Annotated in this window: 12 protein-coding genes and 1 rRNA gene; 8 read left to right on the top strand and 5 right to left on the bottom strand. The window is 42.9% G+C overall.

Annotated features, from left to right (window positions below):
* Positions 1-12: 12 nt before the first annotated feature.
* The 4 genes from V7K21_RS18285 to V7K21_RS18270 all read left to right on the top strand — a co-directional run bounded on the left by V7K21_RS18285 (position 13) and on the right by V7K21_RS18270 (position 8,902).
* The gene (locus V7K21_RS18285) at positions 13-1,890 is read left to right on the top strand and encodes a DNA-directed RNA polymerase subunit gamma (protein ID WP_335176590.1); all 1,878 of its coding nucleotides are present in this window, start codon (positions 13-15) and stop codon (positions 1,888-1,890) included.
* Positions 1,891-2,013: 123 nt separating this feature from the next.
* On the top strand, positions 2,014-6,057 hold the full coding sequence (locus V7K21_RS18280; protein WP_335176588.1) for a DNA-directed RNA polymerase subunit beta'': 4,044 nt from the start codon (positions 2,014-2,016) through the stop codon (positions 6,055-6,057).
* A 407-nt stretch (positions 6,058-6,464) separates the two neighbouring features.
* Positions 6,465-7,790, top strand: a complete 1,326-nt coding sequence (locus V7K21_RS18275) for a hypothetical protein (protein ID WP_335176586.1) — start codon at positions 6,465-6,467, stop codon at positions 7,788-7,790.
* A gap of 158 nt (positions 7,791-7,948) precedes the next feature.
* Positions 7,949-8,902 carry a putative 2-dehydropantoate 2-reductase gene (locus tag V7K21_RS18270; protein ID WP_335176584.1) on the top strand — a complete coding sequence of 318 codons (954 nt, stop codon included), beginning with the start codon at positions 7,949-7,951 and terminating at the stop codon, positions 8,900-8,902.
* Positions 8,903-9,602: 700 nt separating this feature from the next.
* On the opposite strand, the gene V7K21_RS18265 is transcribed toward V7K21_RS18270, so the two are convergent.
* From V7K21_RS18265 to V7K21_RS30805, 3 genes are all read right to left on the bottom strand, one after another.
* Positions 9,603-10,040, bottom strand: coding sequence for a response regulator (locus V7K21_RS18265; protein ID WP_335176582.1), 438 nt, complete (start codon positions 10,038-10,040; stop codon positions 9,603-9,605).
* Positions 10,041-10,302: 262 nt separating this feature from the next.
* Positions 10,303-11,670 carry a DUF3370 domain-containing protein gene (locus V7K21_RS18260; protein WP_335176580.1) on the bottom strand — a complete coding sequence of 456 codons (1,368 nt, stop codon included), beginning with the start codon at positions 11,668-11,670 and terminating at the stop codon, positions 10,303-10,305.
* Positions 11,671-12,223: 553 nt separating this feature from the next.
* Complete coding sequence (locus V7K21_RS30805) at positions 12,224-12,391, bottom strand: hypothetical protein (RefSeq protein WP_442948900.1); 168 nt, start codon at positions 12,389-12,391, stop codon at positions 12,224-12,226.
* 111 nt (positions 12,392-12,502) lie between these two features.
* On the opposite strand from V7K21_RS30805, the gene hisH reads away from it, so the two are divergent.
* Both hisH and rsmD read left to right on the top strand, forming a co-directional pair.
* Positions 12,503-13,138 carry an imidazole glycerol phosphate synthase subunit HisH gene (gene hisH / locus V7K21_RS18250; RefSeq protein WP_335176578.1) on the top strand — a complete coding sequence of 212 codons (636 nt, stop codon included), beginning with the start codon at positions 12,503-12,505 and terminating at the stop codon, positions 13,136-13,138.
* 94 nt (positions 13,139-13,232) lie between these two features.
* On the top strand, positions 13,233-13,778 hold the full coding sequence (gene rsmD / locus V7K21_RS18245) for a 16S rRNA (guanine(966)-N(2))-methyltransferase RsmD (protein ID WP_335176576.1): 546 nt from the start codon (positions 13,233-13,235) through the stop codon (positions 13,776-13,778).
* A 104-nt stretch (positions 13,779-13,882) separates the two neighbouring features.
* On the opposite strand, the gene petG is transcribed toward rsmD, so the two are convergent.
* Entirely contained in the window at positions 13,883-13,996 is a 114-nt protein-coding gene (gene petG, locus V7K21_RS18240) for a cytochrome b6-f complex subunit V (protein ID WP_273762277.1), read from the bottom strand.
* 210 nt (positions 13,997-14,206) lie between these two features.
* Between petG and V7K21_RS18235 the strand changes: the two genes are divergently transcribed.
* Together V7K21_RS18235 and V7K21_RS18230 are read left to right on the top strand one after the other, a co-directional pair.
* Positions 14,207-14,581: a c-type cytochrome gene (locus V7K21_RS18235; protein WP_273762279.1), complete on the top strand. Its 375-nt coding sequence runs from the start codon at positions 14,207-14,209 to the stop codon at positions 14,579-14,581.
* Positions 14,582-15,003: 422 nt separating this feature from the next.
* Positions 15,004-15,798, top strand: a complete 795-nt coding sequence (locus tag V7K21_RS18230; RefSeq protein WP_335176574.1) for a peptidylprolyl isomerase — start codon at positions 15,004-15,006, stop codon at positions 15,796-15,798.
* Positions 15,799-16,609: 811 nt separating this feature from the next.
* Here the strand turns inward: V7K21_RS18230 and rrf are convergent.
* Positions 16,610-16,705, bottom strand: a 5S ribosomal RNA gene (gene rrf, locus V7K21_RS30800); the annotation flags it as partial.

The raw sequence follows: 16,705 nt of genomic DNA, 5'->3' as shown, positions 1-16,705 counted from the left end.
CAGTATTTAAGTATGAGACCTGCCCAAACTAATCAGTTTGACTACGTAAAAATCGGCTTGGCTTCCCCTGAACGCATTCGGCAGTGGGGCGAAAGAACATTGCCCAACGGTCAGGTAGTCGGTGAAGTTACCAAGCCGGAGACGATTAACTACCGAACTCTCAAGCCAGAGATGGATGGCTTATTTTGTGAGCGCATCTTTGGCCCCGCGAAAGATTGGGAATGCCATTGTGGCAAGTATAAAAGAGTTCGTCACAGAGGTATTGTCTGTGAGCGCTGTGGGGTAGAAGTCACCGAGTCACGGGTGCGTCGCCACCGCATGGGCTATATTAAACTCGCTGCACCAGTAGCTCACGTCTGGTATCTCAAAGGCATTCCTAGCTATATTTCCATCCTGTTGGATATGCCCTTACGGGATGTCGAGCAGATTGTCTATTTCAACTCTTATGTTGTCCTGAGTCCAGGTAATGCCGAAACTTTAACTTACAAACAGCTACTGAGTGAAGACCAGTGGTTGGAAATAGAAGACCAAATTTATAGCGAAGATTCTGTGCTGCAAGGCGTAGAGGTGGGTATTGGTGCTGAAGCACTGTTGCGCTTGCTTGCCGATATTAATTTAGAGCAAGAAGCCGAAAGCCTACGCGAAGAAATTGGCAACGCCAAGGGACAAAAGCGGGCCAAGCTAATTAAGCGATTGCGGGTGATTGACAACTTTATCGCTACTGGTTCTAAACCAGAGTGGATGGTAATGGCAGTTATTCCTGTGATTCCCCCCGACTTGCGCCCAATGGTGCAGCTAGATGGCGGACGGTTTGCCACGAGCGATTTAAATGATTTGTATCGGCGGGTAATTAATCGCAACAATCGTTTGGCACGCTTGCAGGAAATTTTGGCACCAGAGATTATTGTACGGAACGAAAAGCGGATGCTGCAAGAAGCAGTGGATGCTTTGATTGACAATGGTCGTCGGGGACGCACTGTGGTAGGGGCAAATAACCGACCCCTCAAATCTTTGTCCGACATTATTGAGGGTAAACAAGGACGTTTCCGACAAAACTTGTTAGGTAAACGGGTTGACTACTCTGGACGTTCTGTAATTGTAGTCGGGCCAAAGCTGAAAATTCACCAGTGCGGTTTGCCTAGAGAAATGGCAATTGAGCTATTTCAACCATTCGTGATTAACCGCCTGATTCGTAGCGGTATGGTGAATAACATCAAAGCTGCGAAAAAGCTGATATCGCGTAATGACCCCAGTGTTTGGGATGTCCTGGAAGAGGTGATTGAAGGACACCCGGTGATGCTAAATCGGGCACCAACGTTGCACCGCTTGGGTATTCAGTCTTTTGAACCGATTTTGGTAGAAGGTAGAGCGATTCAACTGCATCCTCTGGTGTGTCCGGCATTTAACGCCGACTTTGACGGCGACCAAATGGCGGTACATGTCCCGCTGTCGTTAGAAAGTCAGGCTGAAGCGCGGTTGTTGATGTTGGCTTCTAACAATATTTTATCACCAGCCACGGGTAAACCCATCATCACGCCTAGCCAAGATATGGTGTTGGGAGCGTATTACTTAACAGCAGAAAATCCCGGTGCGACAAAAGGTGCAGGAAATTACTTTTCTTCGCTAGAGGATGTAATTATGGCTTTCCAGCAAGAGCAAATAGACTTGCACACCTATATCTATGTACGGTTTGACGGTGAAATAGAATCAGACCAACCAGATACAGAACCCCTGAAAGTGACGGAAAACGAGGATGGTAGCCGGACATTACTCTATAAGTTCCGCCGAGTCAGACAAGACGCTAAAGGCAATGTCCTTTCGCAGTATATATACACAACTCCTGGTCGCGTTATTTACAATAATGCCATTCAGGAAGCACTAGCAAGTTAATTCATAATTTCTAATTAGTAATTCGTAATTCTTCAATTACGAATTACGTAGCTTGCTTCTCGCCTCTGGCGAGTATTACGAATTATGAATTATTGATTATTGATGACTCAGGACTAATGATCAATGACTGAAAAAATGATTTTTCGCAATCGCGTAGTTAACAAAAGTCAACTGCAAAAATTAATTTCTTGGGCCTTTACGCATTATGGTACGGCGCGAACCGCAGTGATGGCGGACAAACTCAAAGATTTGGGATTTCGCTACGCTACCAAAGCAGGGGTTTCCATCAGTGTCGATGACTTAATGGTGCCACCAACTAAACGATTGCTCTTAGAAGCAGCTGAAGAAGAAATTCGCGCCACTGAAACCCGTTACCAACGGGGAGAAATCACTGAAGTAGAACGCTTCCAAAAGGTAATCGATACGTGGAATGGTACCAGTGAAGCCTTGAAAGATGAAGTCGTCGTCCACTTCAAGAAGACTAATCCCCTAAACTCCGTATACATGATGGCATTTTCTGGGGCACGGGGTAACATATCACAAGTCCGGCAATTGGTGGGGATGCGGGGACTGATGGCAGATCCTCAAGGGGAAATTATCGATTTGCCCATCAAAACCAACTTCCGTGAAGGACTCACTGTGACGGAATACATTATTTCGTCTTACGGTGCCAGAAAAGGATTGGTGGATACTGCTTTGCGGACGGCTGACTCTGGTTATCTCACCCGCCGATTGGTGGATGTATCACAGGATGTAATTATTCGGGAATTTGACTGCGGCACCACTAGGGGTCTTAGCATTCAACCAATGACAGAAGGGGCCAAAACCTTGATTCCTCTAGCAACCCGCTTAATGGGACGGGTAATTGGTGAAGATGTAGTGCATCCGGTGACAAAAGAAGTAATTGCACCACGCAATACCCCAATTTCTGAGGATTTGGCGAAGAAAATTGAAAAATCTGGGGTGGGAGAAGTTGTGGTGCGATCCCCCCTAACTTGTGAAGCTGCACGTTCAGTGTGTCAACACTGCTACGGTTGGAGTTTAGCCCACGCCAAAATGGTGGATTTGGGCGAAGCAGTGGGGATTATTGCCGCCCAAAGTATCGGCGAACCTGGTACCCAGTTAACCATGCGGACATTCCACACAGGTGGTGTGTTTACTGGGGAAGTGGCGCAACAAGTTCGTTCTAAAATTGATGGGACTGTCAAGCTTCCCCGCAAACTGAAAACCAGAACATATCGTACCCGCCACGGGGAAGATGCCCTATATGTTGAGGCTAATGGCATCCTGCTTTTGGAGCCAACAAAAGTAGGTGATGTTACCCCAGACAACCAAGAGGTTCATCTTACTCAAGGTTCAACACTATATGTATTTGATGGAAATAAGGTAAAACAAGGACAGTTGTTGGCAGAGGTTGCTCTCGGTGGACGCACAACTAGGACTAATACAGAAAAAGCAGTTAAAGATGTAGCCTCTGACTTGGCAGGGGAAGTGCAATTTGCCGAAGTAGTTCCAGAACAAAAAACCGACCGTCAAGGTAATACCACAACCACAGCCGCACGGGGTGGTTTGATTTGGATTTTGTCTGGGGAAGTTTACAACTTGCCACCTGGGGCAGAATTGGTGGTGAAAAATGGTGATGCGATCGCCTCTAATGGAGTTTTAGCAGAAACAAAGTTAACCACTTTACACGGCGGTGTGGTGCGCTTGCCGGAAGCTACCCCAGGTAAAAGTACTAGGGAAATTGAGATTATTACCGCTTCTGTAGTCTTAGACCAGGCAACGGTAACAGTTCAAAGTTCCCAAGGTCGCAATAATTACTTAGTCTCCACTGGCAATAACCAGATATTTAACCTCCGGGCTACACCAAGCACAAAAGTGCAAAATGGTCAAGTGGTAGCTGAGTTAATTGATGACCGCTATCGCACAACCACTGGTGGATTCCTGAAATTCGCGGGTGTAGAAGTCCAGAAAAAAGGCAAAGCCAAGCTGGGTTATGAAGTTGTGCAGGGCGGTACCCTTTTGTGGATTCCCGAAGAAAGTCACGAAGTTAATAAAGACATCTCCTTGCTGTTGGTAGAAGACGGTCAATTTGTGGAAGCTGGCACCGAAGTAGTAAAAGATATTTTCTGTCAAAACAGCGGTGTGGTAGAAGTCACCCAGAAAAATGACATCCTGCGGGAAGTGGTGGTTAAGCCAGGGGAACTGCTAATGGTAGATGATCCAGAAGCAGTCATCGGGCGAGATAATACCTTCATCCAACCTGGCGAGGAATTTCAAGGCAGTGTCGCCACAGAATTACGCTATATCCAGTATGTAGAGACACCAGAAGGTCCTGCCCTGTTAAGTCGTCCGGTAGTTGAGTTTGCCGTACCTGATAATCCAGACGTGCCATCAACTACATCGGTAAGTCAAAAAACTGGGCGTTCGATTCAGTTGCGGGCTGTGCAGCGACTACCTTACAAAGATTCGGAACGCGTCAAGTCTGTTGAAGGTGTGGAACTGCTGCGAACCCAGTTAGTGCTGGAAATTGAGCAAGAAGGGGAACAAGACCATAATGCTTCGCCCCTAGCAGCAGATATTGAATTGGTACAGGATACTGAAGACCCAGAAGTTCAGCGCTTACAACTGGTGATTTTGGAGTCCTTGGTAATTCGTCGAGATATTACCGCTGATGCCACCCAAGGTAGCACTGAGACAACACTTGAAGTACAAGATGGGCTTACTATCGCCCCTGGATCTGTGGTAGCACGAACCCAAATCTTGTGTAAAGAAGGGGGAATAGTGCGGGGTGTGCAAAAAGGAACCGAAAACGTGCGTCGCTGTTTGGTGTTGCGCCACACCGATATGCTCACAACCAATACTATTACTCAGCCCAAGGTAAAAGTGGGTGACTTGCTAGTAGAAGGTACAGAAGTTGCTGCGGGAGTTTTTGCCCCAGAATCAGGGCAAGTAGTGGATATTAAAAGTGTCGCTGCTGCATCTGGTGAGGAATCAGCTCTGAGTACCAAAAACTACGTTATTACTACCCGCATCGGTCGCCCTTATCGAGTCAGCCCTGGTGCTGTGTTGCAGATAGAAGACGGTGATTTAGTACAACGGGGTGATAACTTGGTGTTGTTGGTGTTTGAACGCGCTAAAACCGGAGATATCATTCAAGGTTTGCCCCGGATTGAGGAACTGCTTGAAGCTCGTAAACCTAAAGAAGCGTGCATTTTATGTCGGCGGGCGGGTGAAGTTAAGGTAGTTTACGGAGATGGTGATGAAGCGATCGCCATCAAGGTTGTAGAATCAAATGGCGTGGTCACTGATTATCCTCTAGGACCAGGACAAAATTTGATTGTGCCAGATGGAGCAACTGTGTTAGCGGGACAACCGTTGACAGATGGTCCATCCAACCCCCACGAAATTTTGGAAATTTTCTTTAGCCTGGGTTCCGAAGACGGAGTTTATGCTTGTGCTAGCCATGCTTTGCAGAAAGTACAGACATTCTTGGTGAATGAAGTGCAAATGGTATATCAGTCTCAGGGGATTGATATTTCCGATAAGCACATTGAAGTGATTGTTCGCCAGATGACCAATAAGGTTCGGATTGATGATGGTGGTGATACCACAATGCTTCCTGGCGAATTGGTGGAACTGCGCCAAGTCGAGCAGGTGAACGAAGCTATGGCAATTACAGGCGGTGCTAGGGCACAGTATACCCCAGTATTATTGGGTATCACCAAAGCATCCTTGAACACTGACAGCTTTATTTCTGCTGCATCCTTCCAAGAGACAACACGGGTACTCACCGAAGCAGCCATCGAAGGTAAATCTGACTGGCTACGTGGATTAAAGGAAAACGTGATTATCGGGCGATTGATTCCGGCTGGTACTGGGTACAATACCTATGATGAACCCGGTGCGATCGATGATTATGCTGCTGAGATTAGCAATGGTGTCTTGGATGAAGTTGATGACCCCCTCGATATGGTCTTAGATGACCGTACGGCTCGCACCTATAATTTAGATTCTCCTACTCTTGGGGAATCTGGTTTTGGTAGCAGACGTGCAGAAAGGTCAATTTTAGATGACGACGATGAATTAATCGCCGATGAAGTAGCAGATGAAGACGATTTTGAGGAAGAAGACGAAGACGAGGAAGATGATTTCGACGATGAATAGAGACGCAAAATTTCAAGTCTCTATTAAAAGGTAAAAAGTAAAAAGGCAAAAGAAGATTTTCTTTTGCCTTTTTATTTTGCTCTCTAAAAACACATTTTTAAATTCTCAAGATTCTGGTTTTTGGCTTTCTACTTAGTAGTGATTTGTCAAACTAGTTTTAATGGTTTGTAGTCAGCACTAAAGTCTTGTCTACTGATCAATTTAAACTTGATACAGTAGACATCTCCCAAAGGAACTTTGCAGGCTACGAGCCAGCAGCGTCAGCTCATCTAATTTGGGATATAAATGTGCTTATTGAAAACTTTTAGAGGAGATATGGCAGTTTCCATAAGGAAGTTGCTAAATTATCAAACAAGCAATTCTCTCAAAAGCTATAATTTACATCTGTTGCACTGAGAGATGAACTTGTGGATGTCATATTAGAACGATCGCACGAATTAAAACAAGCCTTAGTTGATTTTGTTCTTGATGCAGAAGGCGAACTGGCACAAGCACTCGAAACCTATGCAGCAGCACAGTTGCGTCGTGGAAGTGGGGATAGTACACAGCAGGACTTAATCATTGATAGCTTTCTGACAGTAGGGAAAGTCGGTGAGAAGTCACCATTAGAGTTGTTTATCGAAAGCCATCCAGATTTAGAAGGGAGCGATCGCAACCTGATCAAAAGCTGGCATCATAGTTTTATTGGCTTATTTGCCATTACTAACATCCTACCTGATGGCTTTGAGTTGACGAACTGGTTGACAGATAAACGCTACATCGTTAAGCCAAACAATACCCAAACACTACAGGCAATATCTAGGTTGAAAGTAGGAGAAATTTTACTAACTCGCATTTCTCCCGTTACCGACAGCTACTGGATGTTTTCTGGCCCCTACACAATGATGGGTAAATTGGGTAAACCAAAACTTGCTGTAGCAATTGGTAATTTCAAAGAAAACTATAAAAGTAATCTTTACAGCGATGCTCCAGACTTGCTAGAAGAGGCTTGGGAGTCAGTAGCACAATATCATCAGCAGTTTGTGGACTTTTTTGGCACTGATGAAATCACACTGCCGGGATACCAGCTTAACAAAAAAATAGCCCAATTCCAAGAATTAATCACTGAAAAAAGCTTTGCAGCAGCAGGAATTGATACTTCCAAGTCCTTAGCTGAAGTTGCAGAAGCAGCTGGCATTACAGATGAGGAAATCAAAGCAGCAGCACAAGAATTTGGTGCTGACTCAAACGCAGTTTCTCAGATGTTTAACAGCAAAAGTGGCAATAGCAAAATGGTTATGCCCAAAGTTGATTTACCTGCGGAACTCAAAAAAGCAGAACAGGTAACGGCTCTTTCTGATCCTCATTGGGGACAAATATTTTTACCAACATATAGTAAAATACAAGCAATTTTATCAGCAGAGGACTGGGAAAGTATTGAAGGGGCTGAAAAATTAATTCGGTATTACCTCGAAGATAAAAGTATTAACGCCTTTATCTGGCATCGGTTAGCGCAACAGTATCCAACTCAGTTAGAAAAGGTGTTGCAGAAATATCTGCAACGTCCATTTAGCCTTGAAAGTGAGTTAGACGCACTTTTGCAAGAATTCAATAAACCTATTGAGCCAGAGTTACCAGAAATTGCTAGCGTTCCTATACATCTACACAACTTATTTCAAGAAGCTTTAGGAGAAGTTAATAAATCTAAGCCCAAGGGTAAGGGGCAAAAAAAGCCAGCAAAGGGTTTTCAATAAAGTTAACAAATATATCCAACATCTCACCCTATTCACTTAGGGTTATATGGTTTCCAAGGCAGAGTCGTTTGTAGGAGGGTACTACCAGCAGTTTTTGGCTGTATGTGTGCGACGTATTCGCCTTATGATCATCATAGAAAAATCTCATTGTTACCAAAATGTCCGAGCGTAGTTATGCCATTTTAGGAACTGGTGCATTAGGTGGCTTTTATGGTGCCAAACTGCAAAAAGCTGGTTTCGATGTCCACTTTCTGCTGAAGAGTGATTATGAATATGTCAGTAAATCTGGTTTGGTTATTGAGTCAAAAGATGGTGATTTCACTCTGACTCAAGTCAATGCCTACAATGATGTAGAAAAAATGCCACAATGCGATGTGGCGGTAGTAGCACTAAAGACTACACAAAACCATTTATTGCCGCAGATGTTACCGCCACTCGTCAAGGATGATGGGGTAGTGTTGGTATTCCAAAATGGATTGGCGGTGGAAGAAGAAGTTGCCAAAATAGTTGGCAATGTCAGCATTATTGGTGGGTTGTGTTTTCTCTGTTCCAATAAAATCGAAGCAGGACATATCCGCCACCTCGACTATGGACAAATTACACTAGGAGGATATGCTTCTGGCTATGATCCTACTGGGATTACAGATAAGATGCGGCAAATTGCCGATGACTTGAAGAGTGCTGGTATCTCAATGGAATTAACTGAAGACTTATTACTAGGGCGATGGAAAAAATTGGTGTGGAATATTCCCTATAATGGACTGTCTGTAATTCTCAACGCTAGAACAGATGAATTAATGTCCTATGTGCACACCCGCAAATTAGTTGAACAGTTGATGTATGAAGTTGCAGCAGGTTCAAAAAGTTGCGGACGCATCATTCCTGATAGCTTCATTCAAACAATGCTAGATTACACCGTGAAGATGAAGCCTTATCGTACCAGCATGAAAATTGACTACGACGAAAGACGGCCTTTGGAAGTAGAAGCAATTTTTGGGAACCCATTACGGAAAGCGCATTCTAGGGGTGTGGATTTACCGCAGATTAGCTGTATATACCAGCAGCTAAAGTTTTTGGATGAGATTAGAAGAGTGGAACGCCAAAATGCTTAATTCCTTCTGCTACTCTGCACTTTGTCCAACGCCAAGACTCAACAATTATCGCCGTTGTCATTAAACACAACAGGATAAACTTCAAAGGCACAAAGAAGTGTTTTAGTAATGTTCATCATTTCGCATCCAAAAAACCACTACTAATAAAGTAGTCAAAATAGGTATTCAGCAATTTAGTATCTACTGGAGGACAGATAATCGAACTTTCTGCCAGTGCGGTCTGCGTTGCTTGACAGCTAATTTTAGGTTCTCTAGCTTGTTGATGCTCTGGAGAATTTTTGAGAAAAAAGGTAAAAGAGGATATAAAAGATTTAATTGCGAGCGAGCTTGGTTACTAAGCTGTGACTGCCAATTTTGATAAGAAATATACTTAATGGGATAGCCTATATGAAGAAAATATTCGGTTGACAAACCTAACTTAAATTTTGATAAATCTTTTTATACCTTCTTCAACCCGTCGAGCTCACGTTAATTTAATATCCCATTTATCAACACATTTTAAATAAGTAGATAGGCACAATTAAACCAAACTACGTAAACTTGTATAAAGCACCAAAAACGCTTTTAATATAAGATTTTAAGCAATTTACATTTCTTAATCTAGTTGTATTTTTTAACGCCCACCTACTTATAGTTACTAATTGACAAAAGTAATCTTGTCTTAACCTCTCACGAATGGATCAAGACCGAGTATTTATATCTAAAGATCGGTAGATAGCAGGTGAACAATCTCACCTACGATTGACTCTGGACTCTCAAGCTTGACTAGAAATCGATTAAAACCAGCATTCAAAGCCTTATCACTTGAGACTTCCCGTGTATAAGAAGTGATGGCGATCGCAGGTAACTGTCTTAGGGATAGGCAAGAATGCACTCGAATTTGCTCAATTAACCAATTTCCATCATGATCAGGCAACTTCACATTACACAGCAGAATATCGGGATGAAGCGATTCTATCAAGGCAAGGGCTTCTTCTGCATCGGTTAAAGCCATCACCTCTGCACCAGCTGCTTCTAAAATGAAGATGAGCAAATCTGCAATATCTGGCTCATCCTCTACCAGTAAAATGAGGGTTCCAATAAGGAGCTGGAGCGAATTTAACTCAGTTTCTTGATTGATTTTTTGATCGCTTGCCATGCCGTCTTTTTATTGCCTGCTATAGTCTGCTATTTATATTGCAACGCATGGAGCGAAATAAGTATTCACCCTAAATACACAAACTTGGGGTGAAAAGCCTTATCAATATGAAGAATGTTAATTCATGGAGCAATATTGACCGCCCTGTTGTGGCTTCGAGCCGCGCCAAGTTGGTAAACAGTAGGACTTTGTGAATGATCTGACTAATATTTTTTGGTAATAGGTAATTGGAGAAAAGCTCTGACCCATTACTTATCAATCATTACCGAGGTGCAGCTTGAGTTGATACTGTTAATACTTGCGGTGGTGTGGCATCCGGTGGATAGAGAAAGTCTACTTCTACTAAGGAGCGATCGCCAGCTTTCATATTTAATAAAACTAACGGTTCTCCTGGTTGACCTCTCTTTTGTACCAAATGTACAAACTCCGTTTGCAGCTGACCAAGGTCATTTTTGTAACGTACCCGAACTGTGCCTCGGAAGAATACTTCACGGGCTGGTGTACTCAAAAAGCGTAACCCTGGTTTTCCTAACTGTTCCTCTTTTAGTGGCGTTTGCATCGACACACTAACAGTTTGAAAACTTTGAGTACTATTATATAACGGCAACTTTAGATTATATTGAATTCCATAGTTGCCATGAGCGCGATATGCGGTGTCAGGATAACGCACCAGCATGGCTGCACTTTGAATTTGACCAGTTCCTAACGTACCGCCATGCAGGGTACTCAGAGCGTAAGAAAACACTTGACCAGGCTGGGGAATAGTCAGATACGTAGCTTTAGGATTATCTACTAATAAGGCTCTCCATCGTGAACCACCTGCCACTCCAGCAACACGCCCATAAATTCTTGGTTTGTCAGTTTCCTCTAAGGGAGTAGCAGTTTTATCCCGTGGCCCAGCCAAATCACCATTATCTAGTAAATTCTGCCACTCTTCTAAAGTAGGTAATCGCTCACTGCCATCGGGATTCACCCGTGCAAACATGGCTAGGCTAGCTGCATAGACAGTGCCATTACTTTGCAATCGGATCAATGTAGACCGACCATTCACGGGTGGTGTCAGTCCTTGCACAGGAATTGGCAGATTGAGTAACATTCGACTTTGCCCTGATGGAATCTCAATTTGGGCAGGAAAAATCTCTTGTCGCCGTCCCCTTAAAACATCAGACATGACGCGATCGCCTGGTCCTGCAAAAATTGTACCTAAAAGATTTTGGGTAAAGGATGGTAACTGAATAAATGGTGCATCTGGTTGACTCAAATAACTCGCCGCCTGCAAAATATTTATCTTCACTAGTTCAGAACCAGGGTTATGCAAAATTATTCCTAGATACAGCGAACGCAAATTCTCTGATGGTTCAGCCTTAGCAACATGATGGGCAAAAATATCAAATCGTCCCTGAAAGGGAAAATTCAGATGCGCTGTTGGCACTTTTTTGCTATCTGGTGGAAAAGTGGAGAGTAAAATTCCTTCTTTCAAGACCAATTCTGGACTATTGCTGTTAAACGTTGGCACTGTATCCAACTTGCCTGGTAAAGGACGCACTTCTTGTGGTTGCAGGACTTCTTCAAGTGGTGGTGTAGCAGGAATTGATTGAGCAATTGGTAAAATCAGTAGCAATGGTAACATCCACTTAAATATTTTTTCAGTATCACAGACACTAATAAGTTTATAAAAGTGCCAGTTTGTTAATAATTAATAATAAATCTGCAAGAATTTCCATCAAATTTTCTTGATTGAGAACCGGAACGTGGACAAAGATACAATGCGCCGTGAGTTGGCTTTGACCGTGCCAATTTTAGATAATAGATATTTTTTGGTTCATGCCCCGTCCAACCGTGGGCAAAACAAATCCAATTATACGCTCGCGGACTCGCTCTAAGCGTTGGTGCAGCCTCTTGTAGAGAAGCCACGCCGCAGGCTTGACGCTACGCTATCGTCAATTCCATTATCCAAAATTGATTGACTTAAGTAGTCCAATACTGAATAATAAACACCTTCTAGTGCATCCGCACTCGTGTTTACAAACAAATTTACCGCAATCATAGCTAATCTGAATTGCCAATGCTCCCATCACTAATTTCTCTAAATCGACTTCTGTCTGCAAAATAATTTCTTTACAGCTAGCACCGGCTTGCACACTTAATTATGTACGGCTTGCAGCCATGCCACAACAGATGATCTAATCAGGTTGGATTGCATTGATTTTTTCAATTACCTGATGACTGGCAAGTTGCACATCTACCGGTAACTGGCGCAAAAAAGTTAAGTCATCAGGTATCACAACTAAACTTTTGTAACTTCTAGTAATAAATTCATCAGAAGAATTTGACAGTTGATCGTTTAGCAAGTGTCAAAGGAAGTTAATAGAATTATTTTATTCATAACAAATATTATTTAGAATAGAAATATTATTTAGAATAGAAAAACCCTCCATAATAAATTTACAAGGAGCAGGTAAATGCCAGTTATTGCAGTCGTAGACTATGAGATGGGAAATTTGCACTCAGTCTGCAAAGGCTTGGAAAAAGCTGGGGCAACTCCTAATGTTACTTATTCTCCAAAGGAATTAGAGCAGGCAGATGCAATAGTCCTACCGGGAGTGGGAGCATTTGATCCAGCAGTGCAACACTTGCGATCGCGTGGTTTGGAACAACCTATTAAAGAAGCGATCGCATCTGGTAAACCTTTTTTGGGAATTTGTTTAGGATTGCAAATTCTCTTTGAATCAAGTGCAGAAGGTACCCAACCAGGACTAGGAATTATTAAAGGAAAAGTGCGGCGGTTTCGTCTTGAACCTGATATCACTATTCCTCACATGGGTTGGAATCAACTGGAAGTGACTCAGCCAAAAAGTATTTTGTGGGAGCATTTACCGTCCGATCCTTGGGTATATTTTGTCCATTCCTACTATGTTGACCCCATAGAAGAGCAAATCCGTGCAGCAACCGTCACCCACGGGACTCAAACCGTCACAGCTGCCATCGCTCACGAAAACCTGATTGCAGTCCAATTTCACCCCGAAAAATCCTCTAATATCGGATTGCAGATCCTGTCTAATTTTGTTGCTCAAGTCCGCGAAAAAATTCCTGCCTAATACTATTTTTGTCATTTGTCTTTTGTTATTTGTCCTTTTTCATTTGTTAATAAATGAAAATGGCTAATGACCAATGACTAACGACTAATCCATTATGAGTCTGAGAATTTACGGCAATCGCCAGCTAAAAACTTTACCAGGAAAAGAAACTAGACCCACCAGTGCGCGAGTCAGAGAAGCAGTTTTTAATATTTGGCAGGGAGAAATAGTAGGTTGTCGCTGGCTGGATTTGTGCGCCGGTACTGGTTCAATGGGTGCAGAGGCTTTGTGTAGAGGAGCCAGCTTAGTAGTGGGAATTGAACAATCGAGCCGAGCCTGTGCCACTATTCAACGAAATTGGCAGCAAGTAGCTAATGTCGAGCAAGAATTTTGGGTATTGTGGGGAGATATTATCCAGCAGTTAAAGACCTTATCAGGCAAGCAATTTGACAGAATCTACTTTGATCCACCTTATGCCAGTGGATTGTACCAGCCAGTTTTAGAAGCGCTCGCTCACTATCAGCTTTTAGATCCTAGCGGCGAAATCGCAGTTGAACACGGCTCACAAGATTGGACACCGCCAAAGATTTCCGCTTGGGAAATTTGCCGCAACAAAGTTTATGGCAACACATCACTTACTTTCTACAGAATTTTAGAATGATAGAAGAGGGTGAGTGGGGAAGCAGGAGGAGAAAATTGTATCTTGTCCTCCTTGTCCCCCTTATCTCCCCCACTCATAACTCAGCATTCATAACTCAACACTTCTCACCCCCCCAACCGATTGGGTCGCTTGTATTGCTTATAGGCAGCGTAAAACAGTCCGGCAAGAGTGACGAAAACTAGACCAAGGACAATACCTGATAGCAGGGGTTCAACCACCGTAAATCTCCTCTTCGTAATTATTAAATATTCGTTTCCTGTTTTTGATTTTACCAAATTTGGTATGAATCCTGCGCTCTACACCCCTTTTGGAGGATGACTGCCCACAAGAAAATTATCTCCTGTGGTTGCAGACACAATCAAGAACTTTTAAGCTATGTGTAGGAAATGAAAACTTTTTAGCACACCTAAACTTTCACCGCAAACCTTTTGGATAACCAGATTACCAAACCTGAAATTTTGATTCAGCGCATCGTTTTATTGACGCTGGCCATACTGCTAGCAGTCCCTTTGGGCTTTTTTGGTGTTCAGTTGGTTCAAGCTTCCGATCCATACGTCAAGAGTGTTCTGTCCCTGACAGGAAACCCAGTTCAAGGACACGCTATTTTTCAAATTAACTGTGCTGGTTGTCATGGCTTGGAAGCAGACGGGCGAGTAGGCCCCAGTTTGCAAGCTGTTTCAAAGCACAAGTCTCAATATGGACTGATTCACCAAGTAATCAGTGGTGAAACACCGCCAATGCCCAAATTCCAGCCTAGTGCACAAGAAATGGCGGATCTTTTGAACTATTTAAAGTTGTTGTAGAGGTTAGAATTTTTGGTTACAGGATACATAAATCTCTCATGGAAAAAGGCAGCACACCCAATGCTGCCTTTTTCTATCTCTGATAACTATTAACAGACGACGAGAATTTCTAGATGTGCAAGGCAAGTGTGGCTTGTCACCAAACATCGTCTTTGAGCATTCTTTGGAGTATCTACAAAACCGTCATTCAGACGTTCTCATGCAAGTTGAACGTCTTCACATCTGGCTGAATGTACGTAGAATCTTTGATAAAAACCTATATAAACTGTATATTTTAAAATATGTTAGCAAATCACTATTTAATTATTGCGAAAGTAAGGTTAACATACCTGACTCGGTGGGACTAAGACAAAAGCTCCCAGTGAATGGGCTATGTATAGCTTCTTTGACAAACCAGATATTCTTAAGATGCCCGAAAGCTAATGACTGAAGCGATCCAAATCGGTAATCGTACAATCACAGCTAGTGAACTGATTTCCTTACTGGCAAGTTACCAAATGCTGCCACAGTTGCAGCGGGAATTGATCCTTGATGAAGCGATAGATCAAAGCTCACGCTCCGCGAGCGTAGCGATATGTACACCTGAGGAAGTAGCCCAAACTAAACAGCAGTTTTACGCCGAAAAACAATTCAAAAATGAAGAAGACATCCAGGCTTGGATGGCACATCAAGGTCTGACTCCCGAACAACTAGAAGTTATTATCACTCGTAAGCTTAAAATTGAAAAATTCAAGCAAGCCACTTGGGGTAATAAACTGGAATCTTACTTTTTTCAGTCCAAGGCAAAACTAGATAAAGTAATTTATTCTCTACTGCGAACCCAGGATGTGGGAATTGCCCAAGAACTTTACTTCCGGATTCAAGCAAAAGAAAACTCTTTTGCTGACTTGGCGCGTGAATATTCACTCGGGCCAGAAGCCCAAACTGGAGGCTTAGTAGGCCCGATTGAACTGAATGCACTACATCCGGTAATGGTGCAAATGCTATCTAGCAGTCAACCAGGTCAAATATTGCCCCCTACCCGCATTGCCGACTGGTTCGTGATTTTACGGCTGGAAAAATTTATCCCCGCACAACTAGATGAATTCATGAAAGTGCGCCTGTTAAATGAACTCTTTGAAATCTGGCTACAAGAACAGCAAAAGCAAATCATGTCTGCACCACGAGGGGAGGGGGGCACGGAACAACAGGGAGAGGGTGATAACCCTTTAACCTAAGCATGAAAGTCATATCCCAAAGTTGGCTTCAAAACCGAAGGTAGCGATTAGAGATAGTCAAAAAATCAGGAATGTCATTCTGAGCGGAACGCAGTAAACAGAAGAATCTCACTACTCTGTTTCGCTTGGCTCAACATGACAATTTAAGCATTTATGCAATAGGTCTATTCTTCAAGATGAAGCTGAAGATGAGTAAGCGCAATTGCTTGACAGTTTTCTGTGTCTTGGATAATAGTGGGTAATGTCATAAATTTACTACAAATCCCTCACATAATCAATTTTACTTACCTTCTTCCCACTCTTTCCCACCAGGTAAATTAGACCTCTTGCAAAAAAGTTTTGTGGTATTGTTAGGGATTGACTAAATATAAGATTTATTACCTGTGTGAAGTTCGTGATTATAAATCTTAGCGATTAAGTGACAGCGCTCTTCCATTACGTTTCCTACGATTACGGTAGCGCTGACTGAAAATCCGAAACACCTTTAAACGTCGATTGATATGTTCAATAATTACTCGACGACGAGCTAAAGTACGGTTAAGTTACTTGTGTTCCTTGGCTAACTTACCTTCTCTAGGTTTCTTTAAAGGCAATTTACTATTTGCGTATAACTTGGAAATTCCCTGGTAGTCACTATCTTCTAGGCTTTCTGTTCAGGGGTGAAAATGTACTTTGCTTTCCATAAAAAGCTTGTAGTCATGTTTACGTCCTTCCCCATTTACAACACAGGGATTTATGCAATACTAAATTCAGCATAAACAAAAACCCACTAGCAGTGATGTGAGCTAACGGGTTTCGTTTGTATTAAAATCCCTGGCATCGAGCTATTTTTGCGTAGGGCTACCCCTAAACTATCGTGGCCGCAGCAGCGTTTCACCTCTGAGTTCGGGAAGGGTTCAGTGTGGTT

This window comes from Nostoc sp. (assembly GCF_036919595.1).
GTDB lineage: Bacteria > Cyanobacteriota > Cyanobacteriia > Cyanobacteriales > Nostocaceae > Nostoc.
This window is presented reverse-complemented; position numbering and strand designations above follow the sequence as displayed.

What these genes read in the sequence shown, in the direction of transcription:
- V7K21_RS18280 (WP_335176588.1), top strand. Translation starts at nt 2,014, where the DNA reads ATGACTGAAAAAATGATTTTTCGCAATCGCGTAGTTAACAAAAGTCAA.
- V7K21_RS18285 (WP_335176590.1), top strand. Translation starts at nt 13, where the DNA reads ATGAGACCTGCCCAAACTAATCAGTTTGACTACGTAAAAATCGGCTTG.
- V7K21_RS18265 (WP_335176582.1), bottom strand. Translation starts at nt 10,040, where the DNA reads ATGGCAAGCGATCAAAAAATCAATCAAGAAACTGAGTTAAATTCGCTC.
- V7K21_RS18230 (WP_335176574.1), top strand. Translation starts at nt 15,004, where the DNA reads ATGACTGAAGCGATCCAAATCGGTAATCGTACAATCACAGCTAGTGAA.
- rsmD (WP_335176576.1), top strand. Translation starts at nt 13,233, where the DNA reads ATGAGTCTGAGAATTTACGGCAATCGCCAGCTAAAAACTTTACCAGGA.
- V7K21_RS18270 (WP_335176584.1), top strand. Translation starts at nt 7,949, where the DNA reads ATGTCCGAGCGTAGTTATGCCATTTTAGGAACTGGTGCATTAGGTGGC.
- hisH (WP_335176578.1), top strand. Translation starts at nt 12,503, where the DNA reads ATGCCAGTTATTGCAGTCGTAGACTATGAGATGGGAAATTTGCACTCA.
- V7K21_RS18260 (WP_335176580.1), bottom strand. Translation starts at nt 11,670, where the DNA reads ATGTTACCATTGCTACTGATTTTACCAATTGCTCAATCAATTCCTGCT.